The 17,314-nt window shown below is 75.8% G+C and carries 16 protein-coding genes; 2 read left to right on the top strand and 14 right to left on the bottom strand.

Going from position 1 to position 17,314, the window contains the following annotated elements; all coding sequences use genetic code 11:
• Positions 1–243 precede the first annotated feature (243 nt).
• Positions 244–1,623 carry a streptophobe family protein gene (locus ACFY2K_RS15080; protein WP_375886888.1) on the top strand — a complete coding sequence of 460 codons (1,380 nt, stop codon included), beginning with the start codon at positions 244–246 and terminating at the stop codon, positions 1,621–1,623.
• A gap of 32 nt (positions 1,624–1,655) precedes the next feature.
• Here the strand turns inward: ACFY2K_RS15080 and ACFY2K_RS15085 are convergent, their stop codons facing one another.
• The 4 genes from ACFY2K_RS15085 to ACFY2K_RS15100 all read right to left on the bottom strand — a co-directional run bounded on the left by ACFY2K_RS15085 (position 1,656) and on the right by ACFY2K_RS15100 (position 6,204).
• Positions 1,656–2,030, bottom strand: coding sequence for a DUF1304 family protein (locus ACFY2K_RS15085; RefSeq protein WP_387711676.1), 375 nt, complete (start codon positions 2,028–2,030; stop codon positions 1,656–1,658).
• Positions 2,027–3,100 (bottom strand): serine/threonine-protein kinase, encoded by a 1,074-nt coding sequence (locus ACFY2K_RS15090; protein ID WP_380592037.1) that lies wholly within the window; start codon positions 3,098–3,100, stop codon positions 2,027–2,029. The genes ACFY2K_RS15085 and ACFY2K_RS15090 overlap by 4 nt, the downstream gene beginning before the upstream one ends.
• Complete coding sequence (locus ACFY2K_RS15095; RefSeq protein ID WP_387711678.1) at positions 3,097–3,693, bottom strand: hypothetical protein; 597 nt, start codon at positions 3,691–3,693, stop codon at positions 3,097–3,099. The genes ACFY2K_RS15090 and ACFY2K_RS15095 overlap by 4 nt, the downstream gene beginning before the upstream one ends.
• A gap of 108 nt (positions 3,694–3,801) precedes the next feature.
• Positions 3,802–6,204 (bottom strand): FHA domain-containing protein, encoded by a 2,403-nt coding sequence (locus ACFY2K_RS15100; RefSeq protein WP_387711680.1) that lies wholly within the window; start codon positions 6,202–6,204, stop codon positions 3,802–3,804.
• A 137-nt stretch (positions 6,205–6,341) separates the two neighbouring features.
• Between ACFY2K_RS15100 and ACFY2K_RS15105 the strand changes: the two genes are divergently transcribed.
• Positions 6,342–7,691 carry an acyltransferase gene (locus ACFY2K_RS15105; RefSeq protein ID WP_387711682.1) on the top strand — a complete coding sequence of 450 codons (1,350 nt, stop codon included), beginning with the start codon at positions 6,342–6,344 and terminating at the stop codon, positions 7,689–7,691.
• Between the two features lie 186 nt (positions 7,692–7,877).
• On the opposite strand, the gene ACFY2K_RS15110 is transcribed toward ACFY2K_RS15105, so the two are convergent.
• The 10 genes from ACFY2K_RS15110 to ACFY2K_RS15155 all read right to left on the bottom strand — a co-directional run bounded on the left by ACFY2K_RS15110 (position 7,878) and on the right by ACFY2K_RS15155 (position 17,300).
• On the bottom strand, positions 7,878–8,846 hold the full coding sequence (locus ACFY2K_RS15110; RefSeq protein ID WP_375886904.1) for an alpha-ketoacid dehydrogenase subunit beta: 969 nt from the start codon (positions 8,844–8,846) through the stop codon (positions 7,878–7,880).
• Positions 8,843–9,883 carry a thiamine pyrophosphate-dependent dehydrogenase E1 component subunit alpha gene (locus ACFY2K_RS15115; RefSeq protein WP_380526428.1) on the bottom strand — a complete coding sequence of 347 codons (1,041 nt, stop codon included), beginning with the start codon at positions 9,881–9,883 and terminating at the stop codon, positions 8,843–8,845. Before ACFY2K_RS15115 ends, ACFY2K_RS15110 begins: the two co-directional genes overlap by 4 nt.
• Positions 9,880–10,794 carry a phytanoyl-CoA dioxygenase family protein gene (locus ACFY2K_RS15120; protein ID WP_375886906.1) on the bottom strand — a complete coding sequence of 305 codons (915 nt, stop codon included), beginning with the start codon at positions 10,792–10,794 and terminating at the stop codon, positions 9,880–9,882. Before ACFY2K_RS15120 ends, ACFY2K_RS15115 begins: the two co-directional genes overlap by 4 nt.
• Before the next feature lie 26 nt (positions 10,795–10,820).
• Positions 10,821–11,831, bottom strand: coding sequence for a 4-hydroxyphenylpyruvate dioxygenase (hppD, locus tag ACFY2K_RS15125; RefSeq protein WP_380526430.1), 1,011 nt, complete (start codon positions 11,829–11,831; stop codon positions 10,821–10,823).
• Positions 11,832–11,911: 80 nt separating this feature from the next.
• Complete coding sequence (locus ACFY2K_RS15130) at positions 11,912–13,177, bottom strand: beta-ketoacyl-[acyl-carrier-protein] synthase family protein (protein WP_380592042.1); 1,266 nt, start codon at positions 13,175–13,177, stop codon at positions 11,912–11,914.
• On the bottom strand, positions 13,174–14,805 hold the full coding sequence (locus tag ACFY2K_RS15135) for a class I adenylate-forming enzyme family protein (protein WP_380639636.1): 1,632 nt from the start codon (positions 14,803–14,805) through the stop codon (positions 13,174–13,176). The genes ACFY2K_RS15130 and ACFY2K_RS15135 overlap by 4 nt, the downstream gene beginning before the upstream one ends.
• Before the next feature lie 217 nt (positions 14,806–15,022).
• The gene (locus ACFY2K_RS15140) at positions 15,023–15,541 is read right to left on the bottom strand and encodes a hypothetical protein (protein WP_380639638.1); all 519 of its coding nucleotides are present in this window, start codon (positions 15,539–15,541) and stop codon (positions 15,023–15,025) included.
• Between the two features lie 18 nt (positions 15,542–15,559).
• Entirely contained in the window at positions 15,560–16,750 is a 1,191-nt protein-coding gene (locus tag ACFY2K_RS15145) for a beta-ketoacyl synthase N-terminal-like domain-containing protein (protein ID WP_387711686.1), read from the bottom strand.
• Entirely contained in the window at positions 16,747–17,028 is a 282-nt protein-coding gene (locus ACFY2K_RS15150) for an acyl carrier protein (protein WP_387711688.1), read from the bottom strand. The genes ACFY2K_RS15145 and ACFY2K_RS15150 overlap by 4 nt, the downstream gene beginning before the upstream one ends.
• Positions 17,025–17,300, bottom strand: coding sequence for an acyl carrier protein (locus tag ACFY2K_RS15155; RefSeq protein ID WP_360243150.1), 276 nt, complete (start codon positions 17,298–17,300; stop codon positions 17,025–17,027). Before ACFY2K_RS15155 ends, ACFY2K_RS15150 begins: the two co-directional genes overlap by 4 nt.
• Between the last annotated feature and the right edge of the window lie 14 nt (positions 17,301–17,314).

Here is a 17,314-nt window from a genome sequence, read left to right on the forward strand (position 1 = left end):
GGGCGGGCCGTAGGGCGGCTCGCTCGGCGGGCCGGACGGGGGCGGTTGGGAACTCATCGAGGCTCCGTTTCGCAGGCGGCCGACAGGAACGGTCGGCACGGGAAGCTCCTGCCACTGGGTTCCATTTCTCCCCCGGTGCCCCGTTCGCCGCAACAGCAGGTGGCCCCGCCGTCGCCGAGCGTGCCCCGCGGCGGTCGGTCACCCTGGGAACGGACCAGGCCCGTTCGAGCAGAGGGAGGCGGCATGCAGCAGCCCACCACCGGGGCCGCCGGCCCGCCCGGAGCCGTCCGCGGCTGGCTGGACGCGCTCGCCGTGGTGCTGGCCGGACTCGTCGCGATGGCGGCGGTGGCCGCGCTGGGCCTCTGGCTGGCCGGGGCGAGCGACCTCCCGGAGGGCGGCTTCCCGCCGGTGCTCGCCGCGACGCTGGCGCTGGCCGTCGGCGGCTCGGTCCAACTCGACGGCGGCGCGGGCAGTTTCGCGGCGGTGGACGCCGGGGTCAGCGCGATGCCGCTGAGCGTCTCGCTGGTCGGCGCGGTGGTGATCGCCGAGGTGTTCCTGCGTCAACTGCGCTTCCGCGCGGTCGCGGGAGGCGGTGAACTGCTGGGCCGGATCGCCCGGACGGTGGTGCTCTGGCTGATCGCCCTGGTGGTGATCACCGTCACCGCCAAGCACACCTTCGTGATCCAGCTCGGCGGCAGCCTGGTGGAGACCATCGGCGGCGCGCTCGGGCTCACCCCGGAGGTCGGCTTCCACGCGGACGGCGCCACCACCATCGGCGTCGGGCTGGCCTGGCTGCTGCTGGTGTTCGCCGCGGTCTTCGCGGTCTCCCGCCGGGCGCCGCTGCCGCGCGGCCTGTTGCGCTACCAACTCGCCGTCCGCCCGGCCGCGTTCGCGCTCTGGACGGTCCTGCTCGGGTACGTCGCGATCGGCGCGGTGGCCGGGGTCGTCACCGCGCTCGTGCACGGCAACGCCCGCTCGACCATGGCGGTGCTGCTGCTGGCCCTGCCCGACCTGGTCTGGCTGGCCTTCGGCCTCGGCCTCGGGGCCGTCTGGCACGGCCGGCTGGTCGGCGCGCTCGGCCTGCCCGTGCCCCAACCGCTCAGCGCGGTGCTGCGCGCCCCCGGTGGGGGGTCGGCGACCATCGACCTCGGCACCCTGGCCGAGCACGACGCGCGCAGCTGGTGGCTGCTGCCGGTGGCCGCCGTGCTGCTGACCGCCGCCGCCTTCCTCGCCGCCCGCCGCTCACCGCGCCGCGTCCGGCTCTGGCAGCACTCCGTCCGCTTCGCGCTGGCCACCGCCGTCACCGTGCTGCTGGTGGGCCTGTGGACCCGGATGGACGCCGACTACGGGCTGTCCGTGCTGGGTGTCGGCCTCGGCCAGGGCGGACTGGGGGACCTGCTCGGCGCGGTGCTCGGCGGGGACAACCCGGTGTCGGCGCTGGGCAGCGGCAGCCTGACGCTGCGCCCGGAGCTGTGGACGGCGGTGCCGCTGGCGGCCGGTTGGGGACTGCTGACCGGACTGCTCGGGGCGCTGTTGGCGGCCCGGGTGCGGCACCCCGGGGAGGTCACCGGGGAGCTCGCCGGGGAGGGCGCGGAGAGTACCGGAGCGGGCACCGGCGGCTGAACCCGGAGCGGACACCCGTACCCGCCCCGGCCTCAGGGCAGTTCGGCGAGCAGGACGGCCGCCGCCGGGACGGCCTGGGCGAGCGCGCCGCGCCACAGCTTCGGCTCCGAGACGAACAGGGTGGTCCCGCCGGCCACCAGGAAGGCCGCGATGTAGAGGATCACCGGCCGCCCCGCCCCGGAGTGCCCGGTGTGCAGCAGGACCAGCCCGGCGACCAGCCCGAGGGCCAGGAACAGGTTGTAGAAACCGACGTTGAACCGCCACAGCCGGACCTCCGGGGCGTCCGCCGTGCTGCCGGTGAGCAGGTAGCGCACCCTCGGGTGCCCGTACAGGTAGCTCTCCAGCGGCCACACCACGAGGTGGATCGCGGCGGCGAGCATGGCGAAGACCTGGCTCACGGCGTTCATGGTCGACGGCTCTCCAGAGCTTCCTGGGACGGGCCCTGACGGTCCCGGTACGGCGGGTGGACGACCGGGCCGGCCCAGGCGGGCGGGTCCGGCACCGGGGTGGGGCCGGAGGCGCGGGCGACCGCCGGGACGACCCGGGTGGGCGGGCCGTCCGCCGTCCAGGGCGCGGGCCCGGTGGACGCGCGCAGCTCGGCGACGAACTGCAGGCAGCTGTCGTACCGCTCCCCGGGCGTCTTGGCGAGCGAGCGGGCCACCACGGCGTCGACCGCCTCGGGGAGGTCCGGGCGGTGCCGGCGCAGTTCGGGCGGCGGGTCGTTGAGGTGGGCCCAGAGCAGCGCGAGGTCGCTCTCCCGGCGGAACGGCGGGGTGCCCGCGAGCATCTCGAAGACCACGCAGCCGAGCGCGTACTGGTCGCAGCGCCCGTCCAGCGGCCGGCCGGAGATCTGCTCGGGCGCGGCGTAGTCGAGGGTGCCGACGATCTGGCCGACGCTGGTCAGCCCGCTGAGCGAGAGGGACTTCTTGGTGAGGCCGAAGTCCGCCAGGTAGAGGTGCTCGGGGTGCTCGCTGTCGGTGCCGGCGGCGACCAGGACGTTGCCGGGCTTGACGTCCCGGTGCACCAGGTCGTGGTCGTGCGCGGCGTCCAGGGCGGAGGCGATCTGCAGGGCCAGCCGGGTGGCGCGCTCGATCGGGAGCGGGGCGTCCCGGTTGATCAGCGCGCGCAGGTCGCCGCCCTCGACGTAGCGCATCGCCAGGTAGAGGATGCCGTCGTGCTCCCCGGCCTCGAACACCGGGACGATGTGCGGGTGGTCGATGCCGGCGGCGGCCTCGGACTCGTGCATGAAGCGCTGCCGGAACACCTCGTTGCGGGCCAGCTCGGGGGCCAGCAGCTTGACCGCGACGGTCCGGCCGAGCCGCAGGTCCTTGGCCCGGTAGACCACGGCCATCCCGCCGCGCCCGATCTCCTGCTCCAGCCGGTAGCCCGCCACCCTCCGCCCGACCAGGCCGGCGGGCAGCCCGACGGTCGAGGGCGAGGACGGGTCGGAGGCCGGGGGTGGCTCGGCCGGGGTCACGGCTCACCCGTCCGGGTGGGCGCGTACGGGCCCTGCGTCTGCGGGTCGGGCACCGGTGCCGCTCCCGGCGCGCCCGCGGACCCGACGGCTGCCTGCCGGTCGGTGGCCGGTGGCCGGTCGATGGCCGCGTACGTCTGCAACTGGAGCCCGTCGCAGTAGCACCAGCGGTCGTGCACCGGGTCGAACACCCAGAGCGCCTCGCCGTCCGCGACCAGGCCGATCCGCAGGCCGCGGGTCCGCTCCCGGAAGGACTCAAGGTCCAGGGCGCCCGTGGCGAGGTCCTCCAGCAGGGCGCGGTGCCGGGCGAGTGCGGCCCCGGCCTCGGCGAGGGCGGGCCGGGGGTCGGCGGTGCGGGCGGGCGGTCCGTCCGCGGCGGGGGGCGGCTGGGGGAGCACGACCAGCAGCCGGGCGTCCACCCAGGCGGTCCAGCCGTTGGAGCAGAGCACCTGGGCCCAGTCGCCCTGCCGGGCGATCAGCCGGACCGGGAGCAGCGGGTCGAGCCGGGCGGAGGGCCGTGCCGGGTCCGGCGCCGTCCAGGTCGCCAGGCCGTCCGGCGGGGCGACGTGGGTGGGGCGGAACGCGAACTCGTCCATGGGCGGGTACATTCCCTCCGCCGCGCCGACCGGTGCCGGGGGGCAGGGGTCGCGAGCGGCATTCGCACCGCAGTTCGTCTCCCACTCTACCGGCGGGGCCGGGGGCGGCTACTTGCGCATGACGCTCGGCTCGTGCCGCCGCAGCAGGGCGAGCACCGCCAGCCCGTACGCCGCCGCGAGGGCGGCCAGCGCGCCCATGGAGACCAGCCAGCCGGTGCGCTCGGGGCGGAACATCGGGTCCGCGGTGATCGGGCTCGGTACGGTGAGCCGGTTCAGGTCGACGGTGCGGGCCATCGCCGACAGGCCCCACCGGGACGGCACCAGCCAGGCGAACTGCTCCAGGCCGGGCACGCCGTGCAGCCGGAGCATCAGGCCGCTGAACACGACCTGGACGATCGCGAGGAGCACCAGCAGCGGCATGGTGGTCTCCTCCTTGGCGACCAGCGCGGACACCACCAGGCCGAGCATCATCGAGGTGAACGCCAGCAGCGCGACCGCGATGATCAGCTCCGGCAGCTGGGGCATCAGCACACCGGTGGTCACCGGCGGCGGGGCGTTCGGGCGGGGCTGCGCGGTGAGCGCGACCCCGGCCAGGCCGACCACCGTCAGCACCGCGGCCTGCGCCACCGTGACCGCGCCGAGCACCACCACCTTCGACACCAGGTACGCCGACCGGGACAGGCCGACCACCCGCTCCCGCCGGTAGATCGCGCGCTCCTTGACCACCTCGCGCACCGCGTTGGCCGAGCCGGTGAGCACCCCGCCGAGACAGAGCGTGAGCAGGCAGTTGATGGCGTTCTCGTCGGTGAGGCGGCTGCCGGCCATCGCCCGGCACATCAGGCCGATGACGAACGGCAGCACGATCATCACGGTCAGGAACAGCCGGTCGGCGGCGAGCACCGCGGCGTAGCGGCGCACCAGCGTGCCCAGCTGGGAGAACCAGCCCTGCGGCTTCTCCCGGCCGACGGGCCGCGCGGCCGCCCCAGCCGCCCTGGCCGCCCCGGCCGACTCCGGCGGGCGGGCCGGGGGCACCGGGTGCGCCGCCTCGGCCGCCACGTACCGCTGGTACTGCGGCGAGGCGCGGAAGCGCTGCCGGCAGAGCCCCTCGGCGTCGTTCTCGAAGGCCTCGAAGGCCTCCGGCCACTCCGCCTCGCCGAAGTACGCCAGCGCCTCGGTCGGCGGCCCGTAGTAGGCGGTCCGCCCGCCGGGGGCGAGCACCAGCAGGCGGTCGCACACGTTGAGGCTCAGCACGCTGTGCGTCACCACGACCACCGTGCGGCCGTCGTCGGCCAGCCCGCGCAGCAACTGCATCACCGAGCGCTCCATGCCCGGGTCCAGGCCGGAGGTCGGCTCGTCCAGGAAGAGCAGCGAGGGCTTGGTGAGCAGCTCCAGCGCGATGCTGACCCGCTTGCGCTGGCCGCCGGAGAGGCTGGCGATCACCTGCTGCTCCCGCGCCTCCAGGCCCAGTTCGCCGATCACCTCGGAGACCCTGCCCTCCCGCTCCTCCTTCGCGGTGTCCCCGGGGAAGCGCAGTTCGGCGGCGTACGACAGGGCGCGGCGGACGGTCAGCTGGGTGTGCAGGATGTCGTCCTGGGGGACGAGGCCGATCCGGCGGCGCAGCTCCGCGTAGTCGCGGTAGAGGTCGCGCCCGTCGTACAGCACGGTGCCCTCGTCGGCGGGGCGCAGCCCGGTGAGGGCGTTGAGCAGGGTGGACTTGCCGGCGCCGCTCGGGCCGGCCACCGCGAGCAGGGCCTTCTCGGCGAGCGGGAAGCCGACGTCGTCCAGCAGCACCCGGTGGTCCGGGCCGACCCGGACGACCAGGTGCTGGACGTCCAGCGAGACCTCGCCGGTGTCGGTGTACTCGACCAGCCGGCCGTCGGCCAGGCAGAGCGAGGAGTGGCCGATGCCGACCAGGTCGGCCGGGCCGACCGGGGCGCGGCGGACCGGGCGGCCGTTGAGGTAGGTGCCGTTGTGGCTGTCCAGGTCGACGATCTCGTGCCCGCCGTCGGGCAGTTCGCGCAGCTCGGCGTGGTGGCGGGAGACCACCAGGTCGTCCAGGACCAGGTCGTTGTCGGGGGCGCGGCCGATCCGCAGGGCGCGGCCGGGCAGTTCCAGCACGGCGCTCGGGCTGCGGAAGGTGCCGGAGCTGCGCGGGGCGAGCAGCACCGTGCGCTCGCCGGGGGCGGGGCCGGGCAGGCCGGCGAAGGTCGCGGACGGGCCGGTGGCCGGGTCGCCGAAGCGCAGCCGGGTGCCCGGGCCGACGTCCTCGTGGTCGATCCGGTGGCCCTGGTCGTAGGTGCCGTTGGTGCTGCCGACGTCCTCCAGCAGCCAGTGGCCGTCGGTGGCGCGCAGCACCGCGTGGTGCCAGGAGACCCGGGGGTCGTCCAGCACGATCTCGCTGGTCGGGTCCCGGCCCAGGTGGTAGGCCCGGGTGGGGTCGATCAGCCGGGATTCGTGGTCGGTGACCAGGACGAGGGGCGGCGCGGTGGGTGCGCCGGGGCGCTGTCCCATGCTCGGCATTCTATCGTCGGCGGGCCCGAACGGCCTTTCCGGATCCTGACATTGGACTGGACCACTGCCTCGGCGCAGCACTATCGTTCGGCGTGCCCGCAGGCCGGACCACCGGCCGGACCACCGGATGGGAACCCATGACGATCTGGCCGCATCCGCGCAGCTCCCGGACCGTCCGCGCCGGCCGGGCCGACGGCCGGGTGCTGCGCCTGGGCCTGATGGACACCATGCTCGCCGACCTCGCCGTCTCCGTCGTGCTCTGCTTCGACCGGCCGCTGGACGAGGACCGGCTCGCCGCAGGCCTCGCCCTCGCCCTGGAGCGGGTGCCGGTGTTCGCCGGACGGCTGCGCACCGAGGACGGCGCGCTCCGGGCGGTCTGCGACGACTCCGGGGTGCCGCTCGCGGTCTACACCGTGGACGGCACCCTCGCCGAGGCGATGGGCCGGGTGGTGGCGGCCGGCTCCGAACTGGTCGACCCGGTGGACGCCGTCGCCGCGCGCACCGGCGGTGCCCCGCTGTTCACCGTGCGGATCACCCGGACCGCCGACGGCGGGACGGTGCTCGGCTGCTCCTGGCACCACGCGATCGGGGACCTGCACAGCTTCGTGCTGCTGCTGCGGATCTGGTCCGCGGCGGTCGAGGGCGAGCCGCTGCCGGAGGCCGAACTCGTCGACGACCAGGACGCGTTGCTGGCCGCCGTACTGCCGGCCGAGGACTGCGGACGCCCCGGCTTCCGGCTGCCGGAACCGGCGGAGGCGGAGCAGCTGGCCCGCGAGGTCGCGGTCGGACCGCGCGCCAACCGGACCGTCCAGATCGCCTTCACCGAGGCCGAGGTCGACCGGATGCGCGAGGAGTTCGGGGCGGCCGCCGGGCGCCGGCTCTCCGCCGGGGACGCGCTCTGCGCCCATGTGCTCGCCACCCTGCGGGAGTTGGACGGTGACCAGGCCGAGCGGATGCTCACCGTGCCGGTCAACGCCCGCCGCTGGCTGGGCCTTTCGCCCGCCCTGGTGGGCAACCTGCTGAGCGAGGTGCACGTGCCGCACCGGCCGAAGGACGGCCCGGCGGTGCTGGCGGCCGCGCTGCGGACGGCGGTCGAGGAGTTCCCGACCGCCCACCTCAACCTGCGCTCCAACCTGGACTTCCTGGCGGGGCTGGGCCGTTCACGGATGGGGGAGTGCGTGCCGCTGGGCTTCGACCCGCAGCAGCGCCGGTTCAGCTTCTCCAACTGGAGCCGCTTCGGCACCTATCGGGTGAGCTTCCAGGGCCGCTCCCCGGTGTTCGTCAGTCCGGCCGCGAACTACCCGCTCCCCTGGGTGAGTTGGACCATCGAGGGGTACCGCGGCGAGGGGTGGCTCAGCACCGTGGTGCTGCCCGCCCGGCTCGCCGCCCGGGTCCGCGGGGCGGACGGCCGGGCGGCGCTGCACCGGTTCCGGCTGGCGGGCGACGAGCCGCCCGCCCCGGCGGCGGTGCTGCCGAAGGTGCTGTGAGCCCCTCCGGTGCGGCCCGGAAGGCCTGCTCGATCGCCCGGCGGCGCCAGGAGGTCCGCCACTGGGCGGGGGTCGGCACCCGCCCGGCGCATGCCCTCGACCCGCCGTCACGGTGGTGGCCGGGGGAGCCGTGACGGCGGGTCGGGGGTGTCGTGGCCGTGGGGCCGCGGGTGTCGGGGGCGGCGGTCAGCGGGCCTTCACGACGGACCGCAGTGCGTGCCGCAGCTGCTCGCGGCCGGGCTGGACGGCCCGGTCGAGGGCGGGGGCGAAGGGCAGCACCGCGCCGTCCGGGCGGGTGATCCGGCGCGGCGGGGCGATCAGCCGCATCTCCTCGGCGGCGGTGGCGAGCACCTCGGCGCCGAAGCCGCAGCTGCGGTTGGAGTCGTCCACGACGACCAGCCGGCCGGTGCGCTCCAGCGACTCGGCGAGCGCCGGCCAGTCGAAGGGGTGGACGGTGCGCGGGTCGAGCACCTCGACCGAGAGCTCCGGTGCCAGCTCCTCGGCGACGGCCAGGGCGTCGTGCACCAGGTGTCCGAGGGCGACCAGGGTGACGTCCGTGCCGGGTCGGTGGATCCGGGCCCGGCCGAGCGGCACCGGGGCGAGTTCCCAGGTCACCGTCTCGCGCACCGCCAGGGCGGCCGCCGGGGCGAACACCACCACCGGGTCCGGGTCGCGGATCGCCGAGCGCAGCAGCCCGTAGGCGTCGGTCGGGGTGGCGGGCACCACGGTCTTCACCCCGGCGTGCGCGAACAGGCTGTACGGGTGGTCGGAGTGCTGCCCGGCCCAGCCGTCCCGGGAGCCCGAGCCGGGCACCAGGCAGGTCAGCGGGACGGCCGCCTGGCCGCCGGTCATCAGCGAGAACTTGTGGGCCTGGTTGACGAGTTGCTCGAAGACCAGGAAGAGCAGCGAGGGGATCTGGAACTCCAGCACCGGCCGCCGCCCGGCCAGGGCGGCGCCCATCGCCATCGCGGTGAAGGCCTGTTCGGAGAGCGGGGTGTCCACGATCCGCTCCGGGCCGAAGCGGTCCAGCAGGCCCAGGGTGGGGCCGGCCAGACCGGCGCCGATGTCCTCGCCGAACACGCAGACCGCCGGGTCCTCGGCGAGTTCGTCGGCCAGGGCCCGGTTGAGCGCCTTGGTGTACGAGAGCCTGGTCACGCCGACACCCCCGCCCGGGGCCGAAGGCCGTCGGCGTACAGGTGGTCCAGCGCGCCGGCCGGGTCCGGGTGGGCCGAGGCCAGGGCGAACTCCTCGGCGGCGGCGAGCTGTTCGGCCACCGAGCGGTCCAGTTCGGCGACCGCGGCCCGGTCCAGCGGGGCGGCGGCCCGGGCCAGCGGGTCACGCTCGCGCCAGGCCGCGACCTCCTCGGGGGTGCGGTAGCGCAGTTTCATCCGGCGTTCCATGGTGTGGTGGCCTTCGTAGCGGTAGGTGCGGCACTCCAGGAAGCCGGGGCCGCCGCCCGCGCGGGCCCGCTCGACCGCGCGCAGGGCGGCGGCCCGGACGGCCTCGGTGTCCATGCCGTCCACCTGCTCGGCGGGGATGCCGAAGGCGGCGGCCCGGCCGGTGGCGGTGCCCGCGACGGCGGTCGCGGCGGGCAGGGTGGTGGCGTAGCCGTTGTTCTCGCAGACGAAGAGCACCGGCAGCCGCCACATCGCCGCGAGGTTGAGCGACTCCAGCAGCACGCCCTGGTTGAGCGCGCCGTCGCCGAAGAAGGACACCGCGACCGGGCTGCCCTCGGTCCCGCTCTCGGCGTGCGTGGCGTGCGTGGCGTGCGTGCTGTGCTTGGCGGCCCAGGCGGCGCCCACCGCGATCGGCGCCCCGGCGCCGACGATGCCGTTGGCGCCGAGGATGCCCAGCGAGAGGTCGGCGGCGTGCATCGAGCCGCCCCGGCCGCCGTTCAACCCGTCGACCCGGCCCGCGAGTTCGGCGAGCAGCCGGTCCGGGGCGGCGCCCCGGGCGAGCACGTGGCCGTGGCCGCGGTGGGTGCTGGTCAGCCGGTCGGCCGGGCCGAGCGCCGAGCAGACGCCGACCGCGACGGCCTCCTGCCCGATGTACGGGTGGATGCCGCCGGGGATCGCGCCGGACTTCACCAGGCCGAGCGCCAGCTCCTCGAAGCCGCGGATCAGCCGCAGCATCCGGTAGCGCTCGGCCGGGGCGGCCAGCGGGGCGATCGCGGCCGCGGGCGGTGCCGTCACAGCGTTCCCCGCCAGACCGTCGGGCAGAACGCCGGGTCGGCGTAGTCCGGTCGGCCGTCGGCGGTGCGGCGCACCAGCACGTCGTGGTTGTACACCACCGGGCCGCCGTCCGGCCCTTCGTGCCGCCGGTACTCGTTGGCGCCGTCCTGGAGGTGCAGCGAGACGGCCCGGCGGGGGAAGGAGGCCAGGTTGGGGCCGCTGCCGTGGTAGGTGCGGCAGTGGTGGAAGGACATGTGGCCGCGCGGGATCAGCATCGGGACCTTCCGCACCCGCTGCCCGTTGAACGCGGCGTTGGCGTCCAGGATGGCGTCCAGCTCGGAGTTGTCGCGGTCGGCGAAGTGCCGGGTGGAGTCCTCGCCGGAGGGCATCTCCCGCCAGCGGTGGCTGCCGTCGACCATGGTGATGGTGCCGTTCTCCTCCCGGCAGTCGTGGAACGGGATGAAGGCGGTGAGCATGGACTGGGAGGTCGAGGTCTGCCAGTAGTGCTTGTCGAAGTGCCAGGGCACGTGGTTGCTGGGCTCCCCGGGCACCGGGGGCTTGTAGATCAGGGTGGCCTGGAAGATCCGGATCTCCTCGGCCCCGGCGAGCAGTGCGGCGACCGCGCCGACCAGCGGCTTGCGCAGGATCGCGCCGATCGCGTCGCTCTCGTGGTGGACGTAGTCGTTGTGCCGCTGGACCGGCCCGTGCGAGGGCTCCCAGGCGGCCAACCGGGGCGGGCGGACGGGCAGTTCACGGTCCCGGTGGCCCGCGTAGTACAGCTCGGTGGCGGCCTGGAGGGTGTCCAGCTCCTCGTCGGTGAACAGCCGGCGGGAGAGGTACCAGCCGTGCTCGCGGTAGTGCGCCACCTCCTCGGGGGTGGGCAGCAGGGCGTGCTCGGCGTCGGTGAGGCGGAACTCGGTGGCGGTGGTCATCGGTGGTGCTTCCCTTCTGGGGGCGGTCAGCGGGCGGCGGCGGAGGTCTGTCGCTCGACCGCCTCGTAGAGCGCCTTGATGTTCGCGGTGCCGAACGTGCCCGCGCCCTGGCGCTCGATCAGTTCCAGGAAGGAGGTGCGCCGCGGGTGGGTCGAGCGGGCGAAGATCTGGAACAGCTGGCCGCCGTGGTCCTGGTCCACCAGGACGTGCAGGTCGCGCAGGGTCTCCACCGGGATGGCCGTCCCGCCGAGCCGCTCGGTGAGCGCGTCGAAGTAGGCGCCCGGGGTGGTCAGGAACTCCACGCCGCGGGAGCGGGCGGTGCGCACGGCGGTGGCGATGTCGTGGGTGCTGAACGCCAGGTGCTGCACCCCGGCGCCGCCGTGGGCGGACAGGAACTCGTCGATCTGGCCCGGGCGGCGGGCGGTGTCGGGCTCGATCAGGGTGAAGGTGACCAGGCCGGAGGAGCTCTGCACCACGGTGGAGTCCATGGCCTGCTCGCCGACCTCGATGTACTCCTCGAAGATCGCGTGGAAGCCGAGCGCGGCCTCGCAGAACCGTACGGCGTCGGCGAGTTCGCCGCCGGGCAGGCAGATCGCGACGTGGTCGAGGGCCTCCAGCAGCCCGGGGCCGGTGCTCCCGGTCGCCCCGTCGGCCCGGTCCGCCCCGGCCGCGTGCATCGAGGTGAACCGCAGGGCGGTGTCGCCGAATCCGGCGATCAGGCAGGCCTCCCGGTCCAGCACCCGGGCGCCGTGCCGTTCGGCCCGCTCCAGGGCGGCCCGCGGGTCGGTGCAGCCGAGGGCGAGCGCGGCGACGCCGTCGCCGTGCCGGGCGACGTAGGCGGACACCGGGTGGCCGGGGTCGGCGGCGGCGGTCAGGCGCAGCCGGATCGAGCCCTGGGCGAGGTCGATGGTGCGGGTGCCGTCCGCCGAGGTGGTCGGGGGTGCGGCGGTGAAGTCGTAGTCGGCGTGCAGTTCGGCGGCGGTCTTGTCGGCGTCCGCGCAGTGGAACTCGACGCGGGCGATGGTCTGGATGGACAACGGGATCTCCCCCCGGAGGGATGGTGGTTCGAGGAGCGGCGCGCTGCCGGGCGGCGCTGCCCGGCGAGGACCCGCGGGAGCTAGCGCGTGGCGTCGACGGGGCGGACGGAGGCCGGGCCGAGGATCAGGCTGAGGTTGTGGCCGCCGAAGGCGAAGGCGTTGCTCAGCGCGGCGCGCACCGGGGTGGACCGGGCGGCGCCCCGGACGTGGTCCAGGTCGCAGGCCGGGTCCGGGTCGACCAGGTTGAGCGTCGGCGGCAGCGTCCCCCTCGCCACCGCCAGGGCCGTCACCGCTGCCTCCAACGCGCCTGCGGCGCCCAGGAGATGGCCGGTGGAGCCCTTGGTGGAGCTGACCGCAGGCCGGTGCGCGCCGAAGACGGCGTGCAGGGCGGCGGTCTCCGCCACGTCACCGAGCTTGGTGCCGGTGCCGTGGGCGTTCACGTAGTCGATGTCCTCCGGGGCCAGGCCCGCGTTGGCGAGCGCGGCGCGCATCGCGTCGGCGGCGCCGGCGCCGTCCGGGCGGGGCATGGTCGGGTGGTGGGCGTCGGTGGAGGCGCCCCAGCCGAGCACGTCCGCGTAGCCGGTGGCGCCGCGCGCGGCGGCGTGGCTCGCGCTCTCCAGGACGAGGACGGCGCTGCCCTCGCCCAGCACGAAGCCGTTGCGGCGGCTGTCGAAGGGCCGGCTGGACTGCTCCGGATCCTCCCAGCCCTGCGCCAGGGCACGGGCGTTGGTGAAGGCGGCGGCGATGGTCGGGTGCAGCGAGGACTCGGTGCCGCCGCACACCACCACGTCGGCGTCGCCCGCGCGGATCAGCCGCAGCCCCTCCGCGATCGCCTGGGCGCCGGCCGCGCAGGCCGTCACCACGGCCGAACTGTAGCCCCGGATGCCGTACTTGATGGCGATCCGGGCGGCGGCCATGTTGGAGAGCATGCCGGGCAGCAGGTACGGGCTGACGCCGGGGCGGCCGCGCTCCAGCCGGCGGTGCGACTGCTGCTCGAAGGTCTCCAGGCCGCCGCCCCCGGTGGCCAGCACCACGGCGGTGCGGTGCGGGTCGGCGTCACGGCCGACCACCAGGGCGGCGTCGGCGAGCGCGTCGTCGGCCGCGGCCAGGGCGAGCAGCACGAAGCGGTCCACGCAGCGGGTCTCGGTGGGCGGCAGCACCTCGCGGCCGTCCACGGCGGGGGCGATCCCGGCGGCGGGCAGCCAGCCGTGCGCGGGGTGGTCCTCGGGGACGGCCCGCAGGCCGGAGCGGCCGGCGGCCAGCGCCTCGAACACCTCGGCGGGCCCCCGGCCGAGCGGGGAGACCAGGCCGATGCCGGTGATGACGGCGGCTTCGCGGTCGGTCATCGGGCGCTCACCGCCGCCAGGTGGCGCTCACGCAGCAGGACCTTGCGGACCTTGCCGGTCGGGCCGAGCGGGATGTCGTCGCCGGTGACCACCAGGACCTTGCGGACGGTCGCGGCGGTGGCCTCGTCCAGGGCGGCGACGACGGCCTCGGCGCGGTCGGCCTCGGCTGCGGCGTCCCGGTCGGCGTCCTCGCCGAGGAGCAGCAGCACGTCGGTGACCACCTGCTCGCCGTCCCGGACGGCGACCACCGTGCAGTCCAGCACGTCCGGGCGGGCGGCCAGTACCCGTTCCTCCGACATCGCGGTGAACAGCCGCTTGCCGTCGGCGAGTTCGAGCGAGTCCACGGCCCGGTCGACGTGGTAGTAGTAGCCCTCCTCGTCCCGGTACATCAGGTCCCCGGTGAGGAAGCGGCCGCGCAGCCGGGTGCGGAAGGTGGTGGCCGAGTCGTTCCAGTAGCCGAGGGCCAGGGTCGGTGAGGCGGTGGCGAGTTCGCCGACCTCGCCGGGGCCGAGCGGTTCGCCGTCCGGGCCGACCACTTCGCAGTCGACGAAGGCGTGCGGGCGGCCGACGCAGCGGCCGTAGCGGTCGGTGCCGGGGCCGTGGGTGATGAAGAAGTGCGAGTGGCCCATCTCGGTGGAGCCGAGGCCGTCCACGAACAGCGAGCCGGGCTGCCGGGTGCGGCCCTGCCGGGTGACGGTCTCCCGGCTGCCGGTGGCGATCAGTCGGCGGATGTGCACCTCGTGGGCGCAGTCGCCGGTGTTCCACCAGAGTGCGACGGAGGCCAGGTCCCGTGCGGCCAGGTCGTGGTGGGCGAGGTCCGCCCAGGTGGCGGCGAAGCCGATCACCCCGGTGGGGTGCCACTGCTCGATCGCGTCCAGCACGCCGGCGCCGGACTGGCCGGACAGGCAGGCCAGTTCGGTGTGCGAGCTGAGCGCGAGGTTGAGCGCGATCAGGGTCGCGGCGTGCGGGGCGGGCAGGGCGCTGAGCATCCGGTCCTGGCCCTGCGGGCGGGGCAGCCGCAGCCGGTGGCGGATCGCCGCGTACAGGCCGGCGTGGGAGTGCACGACGGCCTTCGGCATGCCGGTGGTGCCGGAGGAGTGGGTGATCGCCACCGGGTCGCCGGACCAGTGCCGGTAGGGCTCCGGGGCGGCGTCCGGGTCGCCCGCGCCGAGGGTGGAGATCTCCGGCAGCAGCGGTGCGCCCGGGTCGTACTCGGCCAGGGCGGCCAGGTGGGCCGGGTCGGCGAGCACCCCGACGGCGCCGAGCCGGGCGATGTAGCGGGCGGCGCGCTCGGCGTCCAGGTTGGGGTTGAGCAGCGCGGGGACGGCGCCGAGCCGGGCCAGGGCGAGGAAGGCGAGCACGTGCTCGGCGGCGTCGCTCGCGTGCACCACGACCGGGTCGCGCCGGGTGATGCCGAGGCCGTGCAGGGCGGCGGCGCGGGCCCGGACGGCACGGTCGAGCTCGCGCAGGGTGAGCGGCTGCCAGGCGGGGTGGCCGTCCACCGGGGTGTCGAAGGTGAGCAGCGGCTCGTCGAGCCCCTGGCCGAGGGCGATCCGGGCGGTCAGCACGTTGCCGGCGCCCACGTCGGGGTCGTCCGCGAGCTGGGTGCGGAGACTGCGGATGGTCACGGGGGTGGATCCCTCCCTCGGGGCCGGGGCGGCCCGGGCGGCTGATCGGGTGTCGGGGTGCGGCCGGCGCGGACGGCGGCCGGGCGGGGGTGGGGCGTCGGCCGTGGCGGGGCGTCGGCGGTGCGAGGGTGGGCCGGGCGGGTCGCTGGTGTGCCGGGTACGGCTGCGTCAGGCGGCGGGCCTCATCGATGGCTACGGGCGCCGCCGGCCCGCGGGTTCAGTCGGCGGGCCCGGCGAGCAGCACGGCCACGGCGTGGTCACCGTCGGGGCCCTGCTCGGCGGCGATCACCAGGACGTGGTCGGCGTCCCCGTCGGCCAGCAGCAGCGCGGCCAGCTCGTAGGCGTCCGCGGGGACGGTGCCGGGTACGGCCTCGACCGGGCTGATCGCCACGACGGGGCCGGTCAGGCCCCAGCGGGCGGCGATGTGCCCGAGGACGGCGTTGGGGTTGGACTGGAAGAACAGCAGCGGGGCCGGGCGGTGTCCGGGCTCCGCGCTCCGGTCGATGGCGCGCGCGGTGGCGAGGTCGCCGCCGGCGCTGGCCAGCAGCAGGGCGGTGCGCCCGGGGGCGGGCGGCGGGCCGTGGTGGGCCCGCAGGCAGTGGTCGGCGGTGTCGGCGATCAGCGGGGCCAGGCCGGCGGGGGTGAAGCCGGGCAGCGGTGGCGGGGGCCCGGGGAGGTCCGGGCCGGGGCGGCGGGCCTCGGCGAGGACGCGCGGGGCGGCGGCAGGGGTGGTCATGGTGTGTGGGTGTCCGGGTCAGGCGGCGGCCAGCAGCAGGGCGGTGTTGGCCCCGCCGAAGGCCGAGTTGAGGGTGAGCGCGTAGTCGGGGCGGGTGGTGTGCGGGCCGTCCAGCACGAGGCCCAGCCGGACGTCGGGGTCGGGGCCCAGCCAACCGGCGTTGACCGGGGTCAGTCCGCTCTCCAACGCGCCGACCGTGACGGCGAGTTCGAGCAGGGCGGAGGCCTCCAGCGCGTGGCCGTGCACCGATTTGCTGGAGCTGACCGGCAGTCGGTCGGTGTGCGGGCCGAACACCGTGTGCAGGGCGGTGGCCTCGGCCCGGTCGGCGAGCTCGGAACCGGTGCCGTTGGCGTTGACGTAGCCGACCTGGTCCGGGGTGATGCCCGCGCGGCCCAGTGCGGCCTCGATCGCCCGGGCGACCCCGGTGCCGTCCGGCTCCGGTCGGCAGACGTGGTGGGCGTCCCCGGTCCGGCCCCAGCCGGCCAGCCGGGCGAGTGCGGGAGCCGAGCGCCGTTCGGCGGCCGGGGCGGACTCGACCAGGACGGCGACGGCCGCGTCGCCGAGCAGGGTGCCGGTGCGGCCGGCGCTGAACGGGCGCAGTTCGCCGTCCCGGGCCAGGGCGCGTCCGGCGTCGAAGACGGCGAACACCCCGGGCTCGACCAGGTGGCCGGCCGCGACCAGGACCCGTTCGTGCCGACCGGCGGCGACCAGGGCGGCGGCGTCGGCGACCGCGGTGGCGGCCGCCACGCAGGCGCCGGTGTACACCCGGGTGACGCCCGGCGCGCCCCAGTGCGCCCGGACCCCGGCGGCCACCGCGTCGGCGGTGGCGCGGGTGCGCCCGTCGCTGTGCAGGGCGAGCAGGACGGGCAGCGCGGCGCCCTCGGCGGCGGTCAGCCCGGCCTGCCGGCCGGCCTGTCCGATCGCCTCCAGCACGGCCCTGGCCAGCGGGAAGGTGCTGGCCAGCGGTACCGTCCCGGGCAGCAGAGCGGCCCGGGTGGTGCGCCGGCCGGTCACGTCGAAGCGGGTCACCTCGGTGAACGCGGCCTTGCCGTGGGCGGCGGCCTCGGTCAGCGCGGTGAGCCCGCGTCCGGCGGCGCTGAGCACCCCGACGCCGGTGACGACCGGGCGGGCGGCGACCGCCACGGGCCCGGGCGCGGCGGGCCGGGGCGGCGGGTCGGGCATGCCGGTGTCAGTGTCGGTGCCGGTCACGGCCGCGCTCCGGCGCGGGCGGCCAGCACCGTCGAGCGCAGCAGCTCGGTGGCGTCGTCGACCGTCCGCACGGCGCCGAAGTGCTCGTCGTCCAGGTCCAGCTGGATTCCGTAGCGCTGCTCGAACTCGGCGATCAGCCAGGTCAGTTCGAGCGAGCCGAGTTCCTCGGGCACGGTGTCGGCGGCGCGCTGCCCGAACGCCGCCAGCATCGTCAGGACCTCGGCCCGGTCGGGGAGCGCCCCGGGGGCGGAGTCCGCGGGGCGGGCGGAGTCGTTCACGCCGCGCTGCCGGTGGCGGCGGGGAGGGCGTCGATCCGCTTGACCACGTCGGCGGTGAACTCGTCCAGGGTCATCATCGCGGTGGTCTCCATCTCGTCCAGGTCGAACTTGATCCCGAACTCGTCCTCGACCTGCACCGAGAGTTCGGCCAGGGCGAGCGATTCGAGGTCCAGTCCGGCCGGGCCGAGGTCGGTGTCCCCGGTGACCTCGGAGACGTCGTACTGCATCTCGGTGAGGGCGGCCAGAACGAACGCGCGGATGCGGTCCTGCATGAGTGGGCTCCTTG

Source organism: Kitasatospora sp. NPDC001309 (genome assembly GCF_042896295.1).
GTDB lineage: Bacteria > Actinomycetota > Actinomycetes > Streptomycetales > Streptomycetaceae > Kitasatospora.